Source organism: Catenovulum sp. SX2 (assembly GCF_052056295.1).
In the GTDB taxonomy this organism is placed as follows: domain Bacteria; phylum Pseudomonadota; class Gammaproteobacteria; order Enterobacterales; family Alteromonadaceae; genus Catenovulum.
Genome location: NZ_CP182493.1, coordinates 3,117,854 through 3,137,465, shown reverse-complemented (window position 1 = coordinate 3,137,465; position 19,612 = coordinate 3,117,854). Strand labels below are relative to the sequence as shown.

Sequence of the window (19,612 nt, the reverse complement as noted above, 5' to 3'; positions counted from 1 at the left end):
TAACTATGCAGGTGAGTTTTCAGCAGAATTAGCGCCTGCCTTTTTTGACTCTGTGTTTTCAGCTTCTTTACTGTCATTTACGAAACAAACCGAAATTGCACCCAATACTAAAGATGCACCTGCTAACCACATCATACCAATTGCATTATTATCAAATAGATACAATAAAATTGGGCCAGCAATAATACCACAAACGATTTGCGGGCCTGCAACGGTAAAGTTAAATATACCCATATATACACCGGTTTTATCCGCAGGTAACGCACCAGCTAATATAGAATATGGCATAGCGATAATAGCTGCCCAAGCAATACCTACACCTATCATAGGTACTAACAAACCTAGTGCACCTGCTGGAATTTCAACTTGTGCTATTAATAAATTCACTTCAACAATTTCAGCTTGAGTGAACAAGCCCATAGATAAGAAACCAATAGCGCCTGCTAACAAACCCACTGCATAGGTAAATTTACGTCCAAAGGTATTGGCCATTTTACCCATAACCATAGAAAACAAAGCGGCGGCTATGTACATCATGGCATATAAAATACCCAGCCAATCACCGGCAGCGCCTTTAGCAGCACTGATTTCTGCCGGTACAGCTTCAACAGATTTAATATAGTCAGCATTAAACCAATTAGGATCTATTCCCCACGATGTTTGAGTAATTGCCGCCAAAATATATACCCACATTAAAAACATCGGGAACCATGAGAAAAACTGTACAAACGCCAGCTGCTTCATGGTTTTTGGCATAGACGTCATCAGCTGCCACATACCTTGCGCTTTTTCTGTCAGGCTTTTTTTCTCAACTTCTGCTGGCTCTTCAGCTAAGCCTTTATATTGACGATATTCAGCTGGCGCGTATTCTTTAGTTTTAACCACAGTCCATACAACTGACGCTATCATAATGAACGCACCAAGGTAGAAAGACCAAGCTACAGTTTCGGCTACTTCACCTAATTCAGCTTCGTTACTCAGCAATAAAACATTAGTTAAAACAAAAGGTAAAATTGAGCCGATAATTGCGCCCATGTTGATTAACAAAGATTGAATTGAATAACCTTGGTTGCGTTGCTCGCCCGGCACCATGTCAGACACTAAAGCTCTAAACGGTTGGAATGCAACGTTAAAAGCAGCATCCATTACCGCAAGCATTATCAAACCAAATAACATAGGCATGATAAAACTTACAAACACTGGCGCTTGTGGCATTAATATCATTGCGACACCAGCCGTTAATGCACCACCTAAAATAAATGGGCTTCGACGACCTAAACGAGTCCAAGTTCTGTCAGAGCTTGCACCCACAATAGGTTGAATAATCACCCCCATAAGTGGTGCTAACAACCACATAAACGACAATGAATAAAGGTTTGCTCCTAAATCAGAGAAAACGCGACTCATGTTGGCATTTTGCAGTGCAAAACCAATTTGCACACCAAAAAAGCCAAAACTGACATTCCAGATTTGCCAAAACGATAACTTAGGCTGTTTCATAATAATTCACTGCTCATAATGTTAAAAATTTAATACGAATTTTTAACATTCTATCACCCGACTTTTTTTTGTAATCAGGTTTTTATATGCATACGTATGCAGCGAAGTAATTGAAAATTAGGGCGGTTAAGGAGTCAGCGGGTTAAGTTAACCCGCTGGTTTCTATGGGTTGGCTATTGCTTGCTACCACGTAATTGAATTAACAATTCCATATGTTTTTTGCCGACTAGCATATTTTGATATTGCTGCTGAATATCTTGCAAGGTCAGTTGCTGCAACAATTCGATGCTACGCTCTTTACTGTCAAACTGAGTTTGATTGTCAAAAAAATCGTAAATATAGCTGCCCGCTTCATCATATAGGTTATTCGGTGCTTGTTGGTAATAACTCAACAGACCATCACGCGCTTGTTCAAATTCAGCTTGCGTCAGTTGATTAACTTTCACAGCAAAGTCTTTCCTAAATGTGTCCATACGCTTTTTCAACGCTTTGTAATCTGTGTTATTGCTTTGCACTAACATAGCGAATATAGGTTTTAGCTGGTAATCAAATGCCATGCTTGCAACTTGATAACCTAACTGTTCTTCGGTGCGTAACTGGGCAAAAAATTCACTGTGATAAAAGTTATTTAATACTTTTAGTGACAAGCTATCTTTTAAACTCTCACGTGGCGCAATAAATGCGTCCAACACAGCATGATCTGAATGTTTAACTTTATGCGCAAAGTTAAGTTGCTCACCAACATGAATATCCATCAGTGGCTTTTTATATCTATCAATACGTTTACGCTCTGCTGGTAAAATGCTCGCGTAAGTATTAATTGCACTGAGTAGTTCATGTTGGCGATAAGCGCCGTAGGCAAAAATGAGTACTTTGTTGCGGTTTAACAATTGCTGCTTAAATTTATTTACCACAGCTAAGTTCACATATTTGCTTGCTTGCAATAATTGGTCGTCCGTCAATGCTGTGTACATTAGCTGAGTTAATAATCTTTGTGCCTGCTCTGCAGGTGTATCTAAAGCTTTATTGGCGAGCTCTTCTTGGTATTTAGTTAGTGCTTGTTCAAACTCTTGTTTTGTTGGCTTAAAATCAACTAAAGCTTGTAACAACTGCTGCGCTAACAATAAATGTTTGGCGCTTTTACCTTGAATTTTAAAGCGCATACTGCCGCCCCAATAAGGCTCAATATAAATATTGATTCCGGCACGAGATGCTTTATCACGCAGTGCAATTAAATCTTGCTCAAACATATTGAGAAATACCCGAGATGCCACTTTATATTGACCATCCCAGTCACCCACATCTGTGTTAATAATGAGCTCTAACCAACCTTGGTTATGTTGATAATTTGGGCTGTGGCTTAACCAAGCTTCAATACCATCTTGATGATAAACTTGGGTTGGTTTGGTTAACTCCACTGTTATGCCTAAGTCTTTTTGTGTATCAAATAACTCGTTAGTTTTTGGCAATTGCATGGCAATGTTTTGGCTCGCATTTTGCCATTTGTTTTGTTCGTCAGCAGTAATAGCTTTTACTGCGTATTGGCCGTTGTAGTGGTCAATTGGTTGGTTTACTTCAACTTGCGGGTAAACATGCCATACACGTATATTATTAACAGACATTTGCGCCAGCACTTGGTTAATTTTATCTGCATTAAAATCAGCGAATACAGCAGCGCGATTTAATACATTTTCAGCAGGTGTATCAAATAAAGTTGCGCTTAAATTAACGGCTGTATGCATTAAATTACCTTTAGCGCCATTATTAAATTCATCCACCGCCATAGCCGCAAGCTCTTGGTAATATTGCTCGCTAACACCTTGCTGTTTAATCAGATTAATGTAGGCCAAAGTGGCCGCGATGATTTGATCTGTTTTATTGATTCCTTCATCGGTTAATGACACATGAATTTGCACAAAACCGTCCTTACCATAATAGTCTGGCGCGAATTGCACTGAGCTTGAAATTGCTAAGTTTTGTTTACGTAAATATTCACCTAAAGTGCCCGGCTCTTCTGAGCTTAAAATATAACTTAAATAACGATTTGCTTGATACTGCCAGTCGGTACTATTGTCTGTTAACGCAAACTCAATAAAGAGCAATTTATGCGTTTGCTGCGGCTGATAATAAATATGTTGGTTTAACGTATCTGCAGTAATACCGGGTACGGATATTTTATCGGTTTTCACCTGAGTATTTTTTATTGCAGCAAAATACTCATTTGCTAGTCGAGCAAGTTCAGCTAAGTTTTGTGGGCCAGCCAATACTAAGTTCATCTGATTAGCTGAATAATGTTTTTTATAAAACCCAACTGCTTCATCTAACAATTTGCTATCCGCTTTATCGGTAAGTGTTTGCAAATTACCAACGCTAATTTGGCTGACTGGATGTTCAGGATTGCCAGTATGGCCGCGCACACGTTGCATAATCACACCATCGTGCGATTTGCGTTTAGTCCATTCGTTATCTACCGCTGTGCGTTCTTTGTCCACATAAACTGGATCAAACAGTGGGCTGATAAAGTAATCCGAAAATCTGTCTAACGCGCCTTGATAATGTTCATTCGGAATAGAGAAATAATAGTTAGTGTGATCTTTGGCTGTATAGGCGTTGCTCGACCCACCTTTGGTTTCGATAAAGTTAAAATAGCCAGACGGCTCTGGATATTTTTCTGAGCCTAAAAACAGCATATGCTCAACAAAATGCGCTAAGCCTGGTTGGCTTTTAGGATTGTGGTAACTACCTACCCCTACTGCAAGTGATGCAACAGATTGTTCAGATTGAGGATCGGATATTAACAATACTTTTAATTGGTTATTTAGGACTAAATATTGATATTCCCTGTCGTCTCTTGGGCTTTTAACTATTTCTACAGGTTTAGTATTTATAACAGGTTTCACTTCAGCCACTTTGTCAGTGCTATTACAGCCGACAACTAAGCTGCATAAACAGGTAATTGTGATGATAAGTTTGTTGTGCAGTGTCACGCAAAAATCCTCGTGCTTGTTTTTTTAGTGAGTGGTAAGACTCAATTTTTGTTTGTTAGTTTAATTCGATTTATTTAAACGCGTGTCATTCGGCATAAGACACATGTTTGGCAATATGAACTTGCGCTGGCGCTAAATCAGACACTCGCTGCAAAGCAATTGCATTAGCTGTGTACTGAGCAAAAAACTTTTGCAAAACTGCAATTGTTTGTGGATGCGGGTGGCCAATAGCAATAACAGTTTGTTTTTTGGTGGCTAAATGCAGCACTTTATTTAACTGGCGTTGAATAGCCACTTCGTCTATTTCGTTGTCTAAAAATACATGCCGACGATATGCTGTCACCCCGTTTTGCTGAGCCACAATTAACGCCTGCGACGCACTGCTGGTGCGGCTATCAACAAAATACAAATTGTGTTTTTTCAGTACGCGCATAATCGCCGCTAGCGGCTTTTCCATTTGAGTTAGTTTACTGCCCATATGATTGTTCACCCCAATAACTTGTGGGTACTGAGCTATCGCGGTTTCAAGTGTTTGGGTGATTTGTTGCTCTGACATGCTGCTATAAATTGTTCCCGGCTCTAGCGTTTGTCCGCTGAGTGATTCCATTGGTAAATGCAGCATAATTTCGTGGCCGCGCGCACTGGCTAAATCAGCAAGCTCTTTGCCATGTGGGGTGTGGGGCAACATTGATAAGGTAATTTCGGGTGGAAGTGTAAGTAGCGCGCGGTCTGTTGCGCGATAGCCGACATCGTCAATAATAATCGCTATTTCTGCATGCGCATATGAGGTTAATACAACCCATTGTAGTGCCAATAAGCTGGCTAGTTGTAAGCTTTTGTTTTTTATTTTTTTATATAAATTCACAGCGCAGTTCTTCTAAAAAATGACCGACGCAGTTTAGATATTTCGGCCACGAATGGCAACTTAAATGCCGTAAAATTAGTTTAAGTTGCGGTGCATCCAAGCCATCTCTATGCGTGATTTTCTATATTCAGTGCACGGTCGTTTAAGGGGAGTTCCTTTTAGCGCTATAAAAACCGAGTAACAGAGTCCTGTCGAAGCATAATTTTCTAAAATCGCTTTTCGTTCCTGCAATATAAGTGTATGGAAAGACGGTTGGGAGTGTGTTTATGGAGCTTTAAGAATTGTGCCATAGAAGGTCAAGTTGGTTGCGATATTTTTTGCAAAATCGCTGCAAGGCCATCCATGGCCCGCTCTCAAACGGTATCCCTACCGATTGGAAGTTTTGCAAAAAACACTCCCAACCACCTTTCCTTGATAATTGTTTTGCTGCGAACACGTAAAGTTATGCGACAAAATATGAGAATAGTCATAGTGCTATCAGCAATAAAAATGCCGAGAAGGTTGATGGAAATGTTGTGAGCAAAACTTCAAAAGATAGGGATATCTTTTGCGAGCGGCCCAGGGATGGGCTCGAAGCGTTTTTGCGAACAATATTCCATTAAGCTTCGCATTTATAGCACAGAATTTCAGCGGTTTTGAGAAACATCTCGCAACCAGCTTGACCTTCCATGCCACGATACTTGCAGCAACAATAACTAAACTAATGAAATTTTAGCAAATTTACGTTTACCAACTTGATAAACAGCTTCGCTACCAACCTCAATTTGCAACTTATTATCAGCAACTTTTTCGCCATCAATTTTAACAGCGCCCTGCTTAATCATACGCATAGCTTCACTGGTACTTGCAACCAAACCAGCTTCTTTAAGCAAGTTCGCAATACCTTGAGCTTCACCAGTAGTTACAGTTACTTCGTCAATATCATCCGGAATGGCATTTTTTTGGAAACGCTGAATAAAATCTTGCTCTGCACCTTGCGCCGCAGCGTCATCGTGGAAACGAGCAATTAACTCTTTCGCTAATTCAATTTTAACGTCTCGCGGGTTTTTGCCGTTTTCAACATCAACTTTCAGCTGAGCAATTTCTTCAATTGGACGGAAGCTTAATAAATCAAAATAACGCCACATCAAATCATCAGAAATAGACATAACTTTACCAAACATATCGTTTGGTGCATCGGTAATACCAATATAGTTATTCAAAGATTTAGACATTTTTTGTACACCGTCTAAACCTTCTAATAAAGGCATCATCAACACAGTTTGTGGTTTTTGACCTTCTTCTTTTTGTAACTCGCGGCCCATTAACAAATTGAATTTTTGGTCAGTACCACCTAACTCAACATCAGACTCTAATGCAACTGAGTCCCAACCTTGTACCAGAGGGTATAAAAATTCATGAATCGCAATTGGCTGGCCGCCAGTGTAACGCTTTTTAAAATCATCACGCTCTAACATACGCGCAACGGTTTGACGCGCTGCAAGTTTAATCATACCTGCAGCACCTAACTCGTTCATCCATTTAGAATTAAACTCAACACGCGTTTTTGCCGGATCTAAAATCTTAAACACTTGCTCTTTATAAGTTTCAGCGTTAGCAAGTACTTGCTCTTTGGTTAGCGGCTTACGCGTAACGTTTTTGCCAGTAGGATCGCCAATTAAACCAGTAAAATCACCAATTAAGAAAATTACCTCATGGCCTAATTGTTGGAAAGCACGCATTTTGTTAATAAGTACAGTGTGACCTAAATGCAAATCAGGTGCTGTTGGATCAAAACCCGCTTTAATTTTTAATGGTTTACCTGATTTAAGCTTTTCAATTAGCTCTTCTTCTACCAAAATCTCTTCTGCACCGCGCTTAATTTCTGCTAGTGCTGCCTGAATGTCGGCCATGATTTACCTACTATCTTAGAATTCTGTTAACAGTGCTGTGCCGATAAGTTGACAATCCAGCGTAAAAGTCCGACATTTTATCCGTCAATTCAATGAATTTAAAGCTTGGATGCTGGTAAAACGAGCAAATTCATTATATTCTTCGCTTGTTTTAGTGACAGAGGTTAAGAAGTAATGCGTGGCTTGACACGTTTTTGGAGCGACTTTCCAACATTACATAAAGTTTATATAGGCTTTATTAGTTTAGTTATGGTGATAGCGTTATGGTTGCCACTAGAAGACGCCAGCGCCTCCAAACAAAATGACGCCAGCACGACCAGTTTAAAACCCGGTGTTAGATACGATTTATCTACACTTGAAGTTGTTCCCTCCTCGGTTGAAAACAGCCAAGATTCTCCTACTGACACAAGCGAAATTAATCAAGTATTAGACAGCAGAGTTGAAAGTACTCAAGTAGCCGATGTAATTGAGCAAGAAGTTGAGAGCAATGCCAAAATAGAATGGCGCACAGTTAAAGTTGAAAAGAACGATAATTTAGCGAAAATCTTCGAGCGTAACAAAATATCTGCCAAAACTTTATTACAGGTCAGCCAAAGTGGCCCAGCAGCCAATACGCTGATCAATAAATTGCGTCCTGGACAAAGCATTGAATTAGGCTTTTTAGACGATAAGTTTGATCGTTTAATGTACCCCTTATCTAAATTTGAATTTATCGAAATCACCCCAGTAGAAAATGGTTATTTCGCCCAACAAGTTACTCGTGCAGTTGATACAAAACACGCATTTGCCGCAGCTATCATTAAAAGTAACTTTTGGAATGCGGGTGTTCAAGCTGGTTTAAACGACACACAAATTATGAACCTTGCCAACATTTTTGGCTGGGATGTCGATTTTGCCTTAGATATTCGTGAAGGTGACAGTTTTACCGTTGTCTATGAAGAATTATTAGTTGAAGGTGAACACGCTGGTTATGGCAATATTTTAGCCGCCGAGTTTGTTAACCAAGGGGATGCATTTACTGCTATTCGCCATAGCGACGGCAACTATTACACACCAGAAGGTAACAGCATGCGCAAAGCGTTTTTGCGCGCACCAGTTAACTTTAAATATATTAGCTCTAGCTTTAACCCTCGTCGCTTACATCCAGTAACAGGCAATGTCGCTCCGCACAGAGGGATAGATTACGCAGCTCGCACCGGCACTCCGGTTGTGGCCGCTGGTGATGGTAAAGTAATTAAATCTGGCTACAACAGCTTAAATGGTAACTATGTATTTATTCAGCATGGCAAAGAATACGTGACTAAATATCTGCACTTACATAAAAGATATGTTCGCACAGGTGCTAAAGTTAAACAAAATCAAAAAATTGGTACAGTTGGAGCAACAGGCCGAGTGACAGGCGCACATTTACACTATGAATTTTTAGTAAATGGTGTGCATAGAAACCCAAAAACAGTCAAGTTACCTAAAGCTTTGCCAATTGAGTCGAACGAAAAACAAGAGTTTATGGCAATAGCAACTAACATGATGTCGTTATTGCAAACCAATAAAAACGTTTTGTTAGCCGCAAATTAATGGATGATATATGCCTTTGTTTATTGGCTTAATGTCTGGCACCAGCGCTGATGGTGTTGATGCCAGCTTAGTCGACATTAGCCAGAATAACGGCCAACACTCAATTAATCCTCTTGCTCATTATTATTTACCCTTCCCTGATAACTTTGCCAATACAATTCGCAGTTTGTATCAAAGTGGCGACAATGAAGTAGAAAAAGTTGGAGTTATTAGCCAACAACTCAGCCACTTATATGCTCAAGCAGTAAACGAGCTACTCCAGCAACAAAATATTCAAGCCGAACAAATTGTCGCTATTGGTAACCACGGGCAAACCATTCGCCATTGTGTTGATTTGAACCCTGCTTTTACTGTGCAAATTGGTAATCATGCGTTATTGGCCGAGTTAACTGGTATTGATGTAATTGGTGATTTTCGCAGTGCGGACATTGCCGCAGGCGGCCAAGGTGCCCCTTTAGTGCCTGCTTTTCATCAACGTATTTTTACCAGCGGCCAAAACAATCAAGCGATAGTTAATATTGGTGGCATTGCCAATATTACCGCGATTGCTCAAAGTGGCAACGTGCTTGCAGGTTTTGATACAGGCCCCGGCAATGCGTTATTAAATGATTGGATTTTTAACCATCAGCAAGTGAGTTTTGATAACGATGGCTTATGGGCTAAATCAGGCGTGGTAAATGACCACTTACTGACTTTGTTATTAAATGATGATTATTTTAGCCGGTCAGCGCCTAAAAGCACTGGTCGCGAGTATTTTCATTTAGCTTGGCTGCAAACTAAGTTAGCGCAATTTTCTACTGATATTTCTGCGCAAGATGTTCAAGCTACTTTGGTTGATTTAACCGCTGTGACCATTATCAAGGCTGTCAAAAATTATTTTGACCAAGCGGATATTTGGATATGTGGTGGTGGTGCACACAATAGTTTGTTGATGCAGCGTTTGAGTTTTTATGCTGGTAGCGATTTTACTGTAGCGAGCTCTGCTGAAAAAGGGGTTGATCCTGATTGGGTTGAGTCGCAGTGTTTTGCTTGGTTAGCATTTTGTTTTGTTGAGCGTTTAGCGGCGAATATTCCAGCTTTAACTGGTGCAAAAAAACCAAAAGTGCTTGGGTGTTTGTATCCTGCTTAATGCATTGCTTAGCTCTATAACCAAACAAAAGTACATGTGTTTAAAAAGCCTTAGTTGCAGCGCTTGGGATGTGGTGGCAAAGACCGAAGGTAAATAGGATATTCCGACCAAAAACGCTGCGAGTTCATCCCTGAAGCGCTCTCACAAAATATACCTATTTTGTGAAGTTTTGTTCGCAACACCCTATCCACCTTCTTAGCACCTTTAACGCTTCTTTCACCCTAACTAACCCAATCTCAGGTTAACTACCTTTTCTTACGTACTTAAAGCGTTTTAGAGCTAAATCAATATAAATTGCAAGTATCAGAGCCATCACAGACAGTTCAATTCAAGGCGTATCACTGCAGGAATGTAGTCACCTTTCAAAATGATACAACACAGAAGTGGGCTGTCTGCGAGGCTCCTGAAAGGCTGGGCTAAAAGCTATTTATATTGATTTAGCTCTACTGCGCATAACAGCAACATCTCAGCGAAAAAATTGCCAAGGAAAGATGGTTGAGAGTGTTTTTTGCAAAACTTCCAATCGGTAGGGATACCGTTTGAGAGCGGGCCATGGATGGCCTTGCAGCGATTTTGCAAAAAATATTTCAACCAGCTTGACCTTCAATGGCACTTTAGCTGCAGCGATCGTGGGCATAATGCACAAAACTTGCAGCAACTTTTCTACACTTGCTCTTAATCTATAATTCCAAAACGCACTTCAAAAAATCCGATTAATCCAATCTGTTTTTCCCGCTCCATCTTAGTGCAACCTCCGACTTATACTGTAAAAAGTTTCCACAACACAACAGACTAGAAGGATTAACTCATGTTAAAAAAAGCACTTCCGATAATGACTGCGGTTGCATTTGCTGTTTCATCAGCAACAGCAATGGCAGGTACAGACACCAAAACAAATAAATTCTGGTGGCCGGAGCAATTAGACCTTACCCAACTTCGCGCACACGGCGTGGAATCAAATCCATACGGCGACAATTTCAACTATGCAGAAGCATTCGAAGCACTAGATTTAGACGCAGTAAAAGCAGATATCCGAAAAGTTTTAACCACTTCACAAGATTGGTGGCCAGCCGATTATGGTCATTACGGGCCATTCTTTATTCGTATGGCATGGCACGCAGCGGGTACATACCGCGTACATGACGGCCGCGGTGGTTCTGGCGGTGGTCAAATGCGTTTCGATCCACTAAACAGCTGGCCAGACAATGCCAACTTAGACAAAGCACGTCGTTTATTATGGCCTATCAAACAAAAATACGGCCGTGATATTTCATGGGCTGATTTAATGGCTTTAACCGGTAACGTATCTTTAGAAGACATGGGCTTTACTACTTTCGGTTTTGCTGGTGGTCGTGAAGACGATTGGGAACCAGATCACGTTTATTGGGGTCCTGAAAAAGCTATGTTAAAAGACGAGCGTCGTGACGGCAAAGGTGGCTTAAAAGGTCCATTAGCGGCAGTTGAAATGGGTTTGATATACGTAAATCCTGAAGGCCCACATGGCAACCCAGACCCACTATTAGCAGCACAAGATATTCGTATGTCATTTGGCCGTATGGCGATGAATGACGAAGAAATCGTTGCGTTAATTGCTGGTGGTCACACTTTTGGTAAAGCACATGGTGCGAAAAAACCTTCTGATTGTACTGGTAAAGAGCCAGCAGCAGCGGCAATTGAAGAACAAGGTTTTGGTTGGAAAAATAAATGTGGTAAAGGCCATTCTGAAGACACTATTACCAGTGGTTTAGAAGGTGCTTGGACAGTTTCACCAACTCAATGGACATCTAACTATTTAGATAACTTATTTGGTTTTAACTGGGTACAAACTCGCAGCCCTGCTGGTGCAATCCAATGGATCCCAGATAATAAAGCAGCAGCCAATTTAGTACCTGATGCACATATTCCTGGTAAGCGTCATGCACCCATCATGTTTACCACTGACTTGGCATTAAAAGAAGATCCTGCATTCCGTAAAATTGCAGAGAGCTTCCACAAAGATCCGAAAAAATACGAACTTGCTTTTGCTAAAGCTTGGTTCAAATTAAACCACAGAGATTTAGGTCCGCGTGCACGTTATTTGGGTAAAGAAATTCCACAAGAAGTACTAAAGTGGCAAGACTACATCCCAGAAGTTGACCACAAGTTAGTTGACGCAAAAGACGTTAAACGTCTTAAAGCTGAAATTTTAGATTCTGGTTTAACTGTATCTGAGTTAGTTCGTGTTGCTTGGGCGTCTGCTGCAAGTTACCGTGGTACAGATATGCGTGGTGGTGCAAATGGTGCACGTGTTGCTTTAGCGCCACAAAAAGATTGGGCAGTGAACAATCCAAAAGAATTGGCGAAAGTTTTAAACAAACTAGAGAAAATTCAACAGCAGTTCAACCGCAAAACACGTAGTGGCAAAAAGATTTCTTTAGCTGACACTATAGTATTAGCGGGTGCAGCGGCAATTGAACAATCAGCGAAAGATGCTGGATATTCAATTGAAGTACCATTTAAGCCAGGTCGTATGGATGCTTCGCAAGATATGACTGATGTTCAATCATTCAGCTACCTTGAGCCAAAAGCAGACGGCTTCCGTAACTACTTTGTCGGTGGTAACTACAAAGGGCCAACTGAAATGTTAGTTGAGCGTGCAGATTTACTTGATTTATCTGTACCTGAAATGACAGCTTTATTAGGTGGTATGCGTGTATTAAACGCTAACTTTGAACAAAGCCAACATGGTGTATTCACAGCTAAACCTGGCACTTTAACCAACGACTTCTTTGTAAACTTATTAGATATGTCTACTAAGTGGAGCAAGTCAGATAAAGATGCTGGTGTTTACGAAGGTCGTGATCGCCAAACAGGCAAATTAAAGTGGACGGCAACGCCAGTTGACTTAATTTTCGGTTCAAATTCTGAATTACGTGCCATTGCTGAAGTTTATGCATCTGAAGATGCTAAAAACAAATTTGTTCAAGACTTTGTTAACGCTTGGACAAAAGTAATGACCAACGATAGATTCGATTTGAAAAAATAACCTCTGTCTCTCATATACCTTGAGGTTTTTGGGCTGCTTCGGCAGCCCTTTTTTATTGTGTACCAATCCCCAATGGTCAGACCAAAAAGAGTGCCATGCAAAGTGGCTGAAATAACATTGATAAGCTATCTTTAATTAATCACACATCCAATAAAACTCGAACGCAACCTAAATGAAATACGATCCTAATTTGCTGATAGCTCCGCAGTATTTCATCAAGGATTTGATAGACATAGAGCAACTAACAACGCTGTTAGAAAAATACTCGCTCGCCACAGGTATGGTCACAGCATTGCTCGACTTAGAAGGCAATGTGCTGATTGCAACCAACTGGCAAGATTCATGTACCAAATTCCATCGTCAAAACGCCACAACCTGTGCAAATTGTTTAGAAAGCGACACCATACTTGCAGGCCAATTAGCCGCAGGTGATACCTATAATGTTTACCGTTGTAAAAATGGCTTAGTTGATGTTGCGACGCCTGTAAAAATAGCTGATCAGCATGTCGCCAATTTGTTTACAGGGCAGTTTTTCTTTGAAACACCGGATATTGAGCACTTTCGCCAACGCGCAAAAAATTTAGGTTTTGATGAAGAAGCGTATATAGATGCTATCCAACGAGTGCCTGTGTATTCAGAAGAAAAAATTAAAGCACACTTCGATTTTCTTTCAACATTGGCGCAAACCATAGCGGAAATGGGCGCTAACGCCATTTTAATGGAAAGGCTAAATCAGCAAGTTTTGGCGTACAACCAAAGTTTGACCAACTCGTTTGCCGACTTTATCGAAATAGCGCCAGTTGGTGTATTTAAAATGAATGCTCGCAATGGCAAATTTATTTTAGTCAATGAACAATTTGCCAAACTACTCGGGGTGCATAAAGACACACTAACCGGACAAGACCTCAGTCCCTATTTAACCCAAATTAACCAGCAACAATTACAACAACAATTTGCGTTATTAAAAAAAACCAATTTCTTTGGCCCATTTGAACTGCAACTAGATATAGATAAAGCGGATAGTAAAGTGGTGATGTTGCATGGCATTTTAACCCGAGAAGAAAGTGGCGAAAAAACCATTTGGACTATAGTGCAGGATATTTCAGAAATAAAAGAAATCGAGTTAAACCTGCGTGAAGCCAAAGCTAAAGCTGAATATGCTAACCGGGCAAAAAGCGACTTTTTAGCCAACATGAGTCATGAAATTCGTACACCAATGAATGCGATATTTGGCACGCTGCAAACCTTACAAATGACCAAGTCATTAGGTAGTGAACAAATATTGGTAGACCAAGCTCTCTACTCTGCACGCTCATTGTTAACCATAATTAACGACATACTAGACTACTCAAAAATCGAGGCGCAAAAACTAGAGCTTGAAGAAGTGCCGATTTTAATTGAACAAGTTGTCAGCTCTATTTGTTCAGATTTAAACCCAGTTGCTAGCGCAAAAAATATCTCTCTGCATCTAAAAGTAGACAAAAATTTCGAAGATGGTTGGATTGGCGATCCTGTACGTATTCGACAAATTATCTTAAATTTAACCTCTAATGCGGTTAAATTTACTCAACAAGGTAGTGTAACCATATCACTCAAGCAGATTAAAAAAGCCGATACTTATGCTGTTAAGATAGAGATTAAAGACACGGGTATAGGTATGGATAAAAAAGGTTTAGCCGCACTTTTTGCCCGCTTTGAACAAGCCGACAGCTCCACCACTCGCCAGTATGGCGGCACAGGTTTGGGTATGGCAATTAGTAAAAACCTTGTCGACATGATGAATGGCAAAATCAGCGTAAAAAGCCAGCTAGGTGTGGGAAGTCAGTTCAGCATTGAACTGCCATTAGCCAAAGCCGATGCGTCGCAGTTGTCTGCGTCACATATTATTGATGTCAAACCACCAAATCTTGCTGGTAAACATATTTTAATAGCCGAAGATAATGAAATAAACCAATCAGTTATTGAATGTATGCTTAAACCAACCAAAGCCATCTGCCACTTTGCCGCGGATGGATTAATTGCAGTGAATGAGTTTAAACGTCTACAACCAGAGTTAATTTTAATGGATATTCAAATGCCCAATATGGACGGCGTACAAGCATGTATTCAGATAAAATCACAAAACAAAGAGATACCTATAATAGCGCTAACGGCTAATGTAATGTCTGAAGATGTAGAAGTTTATAAACAAACGGGTTTCGATCAATACGTAGGTAAACCGATTGAACTCTCCGAATTATATTGTGTACTTTCCACCTATAGCCATTTAACTGCAAAGACTTAATATTTGCAGTACTTTTGTGCTTTGCCGTTGAGCTATTTAGCCAAATTTGCTAGTTTGCATAACAAATTTTCAGACCGTAACCTTAATGCAAATCAGCCATCCAATTGCCATTTCAGCCAATACAACAAATGAAATCGAAGCGCTTTATCAAACCTATCTAGAGCTACCGCTTAAGCTTCAGTGCATCCTAAAATTATTTGTGATTGTGCACAAACCAATTGGCCAAACTAAAATCGCAGAGTTGATTAAACTCGCGTCTGCATATAATGCGTTCAATTTGGATAAAAAGCTGACTGGTATTAACGCCGAAGAAAAAAAGTTTCTAGTTGAACAAAAATTGCTACAAGTACAGCCAGATGGGGTGATTTTAAATAGGTTGTTGTGCGGCAAGTTAATGGCCGAATGCATTCAGCAAAACCTGTTTCACCAGCTGATTACTTTAGCCGAGCAAGTTGTGCCTGTGGTTAATCCTTTTGCTTGGCAACCTGTACTAAAAGACCAACAAAGGTTAGTGCGCGATTTTTTCTATCTAGGCGAAATTGCCAATGTCAGTAAAATTTTAGACTTTAATGCCAACCCACAAGAAGTCGATTATTCGCTGAATCAAGTGTTAATTGAGCTGCTATTTATTCCGTTTGAGTTAGACAAAATACTCGCGTTGGCGGATGACATTCAATACCAAGCATTTGCTACTTTGTTTGATAGCCATTTACAACATGGTTTTGCGCTAAACTACCCTATCAGCTTGGCTGAGCAGGTTTTACAGCATAATCCGCACAATCAAAACTTGTGCTATTTATTGGCCGAACATTATTTATATCAAGGTCAATTAGAGCAAGTAGCTAAGTTGATAAATGCCGATGACACTAGCTGTTATGCTTTACAAATAAATGCCAGCTTGGCCTTTTTAACCGGTGATTTTGTCCAAGCAGAAGCTTTATTTAGCCAAGCGATTAGAGCGAAAAACAAATTTAGCCGCCGTAAAAATCAGTATTTAGCCGGCATTTTTGGCGTGTTTTATAAGCTGTGTTTAACCATATTGGCCAACCAACAATCGGCTGATTATTTTGGCACTGCGCTTGAACAAATTAAGTTTGAACAAACTGATAAAAAGCGCCAGCCATTACCAGCTGATTTATCCGCTTGTTTGCAACCCGGCATATTTGCTTTGTCCAATGCAACTGCATATCAAAATAGTGCTGCGGCAATGAGCAACTTGCTTGACTTGCACCCAGGGTTTTATCATCTAGCAAAAATTATCGACTTATTATTGCGCTGTTGGGTTAACGGCGAAATGAATCGTTTTGAATTAAAAAGCATTCAAGATGCCAACAACTTTTTTAGCCACAGTGGTTTTTGCTTATTTAGCCAACTTGCCGAGCAGTTGCTAAGCACACCAAACAGCAACGACTTGTACTTTTTCCCCGATGCAGTTAAACCCAAAGCCCAGTGGGATATTGCACTAGAAAAACTCCAAGCGTTAGCAGGCAAACAAACCAGCGAGCAAACAAACACTGAGAATAAATCGAACAATGAAGCGCGACTTATTTGGGAGCTGCATATATCGCGTTATCAGGTTGAGCTAAAACCGCGTGAACAAAAACTCAATAAAAGTGGCTGGAGCAAAGGCCGCGCAGTTGCGTTAAAAAAACTCGCTGAAACACCTGAAGCTTACTCGTATTTAACTGAGCAAGATTTGCAAATTTGCCAGAAAATTCAAGCATACGATACCTGGAATAGATACGGCACAGTGCAATTTGAACTAGAAGGTTTAGATGCACTTGTTGCAGCTGTTGGCGCTGAAAATATTTATTTAGCCGATGATTTATCCGCACCAATTGAACTTGAACAAAAAGAGCCAGAGTTATTAATTAGCCAGCAAGACGACCAGCTTTGTTTAAGTATTGCCGATTTGCCACAATTTAATGGTGATAAAAACAAAGCTTTTTCGCTTAAACAAATAAAACCCGAAGTCTATTGTTTAACTGTATTTAGCCCAACTCATCTGCAAGTTGCTGAAATAATTGGTGAAGGTGGTTTGTTAATTCCAGTCAAAGCCAAAGAAAAAGTGCTTACCAGTATTCGCGCAATTGCACCGCTACTCAATATTCAATCGGATTTAACTGAACTGAATACAGGGTTAAGCAGTTTTGACTGTGACAAACACTTGGTTATTAATATTCAACCTTTCCAACAAGGTTTAGAGTTTGATTGTGTGATCATGCCTTTTGGCGAAGATGGCCCAGCCCTACAACCTGCGGTTGGCAGTGCCAATATCACCACAGAAATAAACGGCAAACGCATAGCGACTCAACGTGATTTAATTCGCGAACAAGAGTTATTGGATAAATTAGACCAAGCTTGTTCAAGCTTTTTAGCCATGGCCGATACCAAATTAATGCTAGCTGAACCGCAAGATGCACTAGCAACACTTGAGCAGCTTGAGCACTTGGTGAAACAACCACTTGCTGATTTGCCGATAAAACTGCGCTGGCCAAAAGGTAAAAAACTAAACTTAAGCCAACAACTAACCAGCGAACATATGCAACTGGCAGTCAATAAAAAGAATGAATGGTTTGAAATAGCGGGCGAGCTAAAAGTAAATGACGAACAAGTTATTGAACTGAAAAAACTACTGCAATTAGTCAGCTCAAGTAATGGACGTTTTATCGAATTAGACCAAGAGCAAGTATTGGTATTGTCAGATGACTTACGCCGCCGCGTGCAAACTTTGGCGCACAGCACAGACGATGGCAAATTCCACGCTCTCGCCAGTTTACAAGTGGCTGAAGCCACCCAAGGTATGCGTTTAAAAACCTTGCATGCGTGGGAAACCCAAACTGAGAAAATGTATCAGGCGAATAAAATTGAGCCTCAAGTGCCAAGCACCTTACAAGCTGAATTGCGGGACTATCAACTAACAGGTTTTGATTGGGCGAGCCGCTTAGCCCATTGGGGCGCAGGTGCTTGTTTAGCCGATGACATGGGTTTAGGTAAAACTCTGCAAGCTTTAGCTGTGTTATTGTCTCGCGCATCTGTTGGGCCAAGTTTAGTCATTGCGCCAACTTCTGTATGTTTTAACTGGCAACAAGAAGTGGCTAAGTTTGCTCCTACGCTTAAGGTTAAATTATTTGCTGATCATTCAGGTGACGAACAAAGAACTGAGTTGTTAAACAATTTAGCTGAATTTGATTTAGTGATTATCAGTTATGGCTTATTACAGCGCGAAAGTGACAAACTTGCGGCAATTAATTGGCAAACTATAGTGGCGGACGAAGCGCAAGCGTTAAAAAACCCGCTAGCAAAACGCAGCAAAGCGGCTTTTCAGTTAAAAGCCCAATTTAAAATGATCACCACAGGTACACCAATTGAAAATGACTTAACTGAACTTTGGAGTTTATTTAAGTTTGTAAACCCAGGTTTGCTCGGTAATTTAAAAGAATTTGGCCGCAGGTTTATTCAGCCAATCGCCAATGCGAAAGAAGATAAACTAGCAGCGCATAAAGCAAGGCAAAGTTTAAAAACCTTAATTGCGCCATTTATTTTACGCCGGATGAAAAACCAAGTTTTGACTGAACTACCACCACGTACCGACATTAATGTGGCCGTTGAACTTTCCAGCGATGAACAAAACTTTTATGAAGCGCTGCGCTTAACCGCAATTGATAATATCAGCCAAGCATCGCTGAACAGCAACGCTGGTGAACACAGAATAAAAATGCTCGCCGAATTAACTAAACTGCGCCAAGCCTGCTGCAACCCAAAACTTGTGATGGCTGAAAGTACGATTCCAAGTGCTAAACTAGCTGCATTAGATGAATTGTTAGATGAACTTAAACAAAACAAACATAAAGCGCTGATATTCAGCCAGTTTGTTGGCCATTTGCAGCTAATTAAACAGCACATTGAAAACAAGGGTTTAAGTTACCAATATTTAGATGGTTCGACACCACAAAAACAACGCCAACAAGCGGTAAATAACTTTCAAAACGGCGAAGGTGACGTGTTTTTAATTAGCCTAAAAGCTGGTGGCTCAGGGTTAAATTTAACTGCGGCTGATTATGTTATTCATATGGACCCTTGGTGGAACCCAGCAGTTGAAGAACAAGCATCCGACCGCGCACATAGATTAGGCCAACAAAGGCCTGTGACTATCTACCGATTAATTGCTAAAAACACCATTGAAGAAAAAATTGTCGCCCTGCATCAAAACAAACGCGACTTAGCGGATAAGTTATTGGCAGGCAATGAACAAGCTATGCCGTTATCAGTTGAAGATATGTTAGTCATGCTCAAACAAACGTTTTAAAGCATAGTTAACTTGGATATAAAAGAAAATTGGTAATGGCTCCTAA

9 protein-coding genes are annotated in these 19,612 nt (G+C 40.4%); 5 read left to right on the top strand and 4 right to left on the bottom strand.

The window, feature by feature from the left end:
* Nucleotides 1-3: 3 nt before the first annotated feature.
* The 4 genes from ACMZOO_RS13035 to tyrS form a co-directional block, all read right to left on the bottom strand.
* Nucleotides 4-1,500: an MFS transporter gene (locus ACMZOO_RS13035; protein WP_440903771.1), complete on the bottom strand. Its 1,497-nt coding sequence runs from the start codon at nucleotides 1,498-1,500 to the stop codon at nucleotides 4-6.
* A 173-nt stretch (nucleotides 1,501-1,673) separates the two neighbouring features.
* Nucleotides 1,674-4,487: an insulinase family protein gene (locus ACMZOO_RS13030; RefSeq protein WP_440903770.1), complete on the bottom strand. Its 2,814-nt coding sequence runs from the start codon at nucleotides 4,485-4,487 to the stop codon at nucleotides 1,674-1,676.
* Between the two features lie 85 nt (nucleotides 4,488-4,572).
* Entirely contained in the window at nucleotides 4,573-5,352 is a 780-nt protein-coding gene (locus tag ACMZOO_RS13025) for a divergent polysaccharide deacetylase family protein (protein ID WP_440903769.1), read from the bottom strand.
* 695 nt (nucleotides 5,353-6,047) lie between these two features.
* A complete protein-coding gene (gene tyrS, locus ACMZOO_RS13020) occupies nucleotides 6,048-7,244 on the bottom strand; it encodes a tyrosine--tRNA ligase (protein WP_440903768.1) in 1,197 nt (398 codons plus the stop codon).
* Between the two features lie 174 nt (nucleotides 7,245-7,418).
* Between tyrS and ACMZOO_RS13015 the strand changes: the two genes are divergently transcribed.
* From ACMZOO_RS13015 to ACMZOO_RS12995, 5 genes are all read left to right on the top strand, one after another.
* A complete protein-coding gene (locus ACMZOO_RS13015; protein ID WP_440903767.1) occupies nucleotides 7,419-8,819 on the top strand; it encodes a peptidoglycan DD-metalloendopeptidase family protein in 1,401 nt (466 codons plus the stop codon).
* A gap of 10 nt (nucleotides 8,820-8,829) precedes the next feature.
* On the top strand, nucleotides 8,830-9,948 hold the full coding sequence (locus tag ACMZOO_RS13010; RefSeq protein WP_440903766.1) for an anhydro-N-acetylmuramic acid kinase: 1,119 nt from the start codon (nucleotides 8,830-8,832) through the stop codon (nucleotides 9,946-9,948).
* Between the two features lie 808 nt (nucleotides 9,949-10,756).
* A complete protein-coding gene (katG, locus tag ACMZOO_RS13005; protein ID WP_440903765.1) occupies nucleotides 10,757-12,973 on the top strand; it encodes a catalase/peroxidase HPI in 2,217 nt (738 codons plus the stop codon).
* A 172-nt stretch (nucleotides 12,974-13,145) separates the two neighbouring features.
* Nucleotides 13,146-15,257 (top strand): PocR ligand-binding domain-containing protein, encoded by a 2,112-nt coding sequence (locus ACMZOO_RS13000; RefSeq protein WP_440903764.1) that lies wholly within the window; start codon nucleotides 13,146-13,148, stop codon nucleotides 15,255-15,257.
* A gap of 85 nt (nucleotides 15,258-15,342) precedes the next feature.
* On the top strand, nucleotides 15,343-19,566 hold the full coding sequence (locus tag ACMZOO_RS12995; protein ID WP_440903763.1) for an SNF2-related protein: 4,224 nt from the start codon (nucleotides 15,343-15,345) through the stop codon (nucleotides 19,564-19,566).
* Nucleotides 19,567-19,612: the final 46 nt, after the last annotated feature.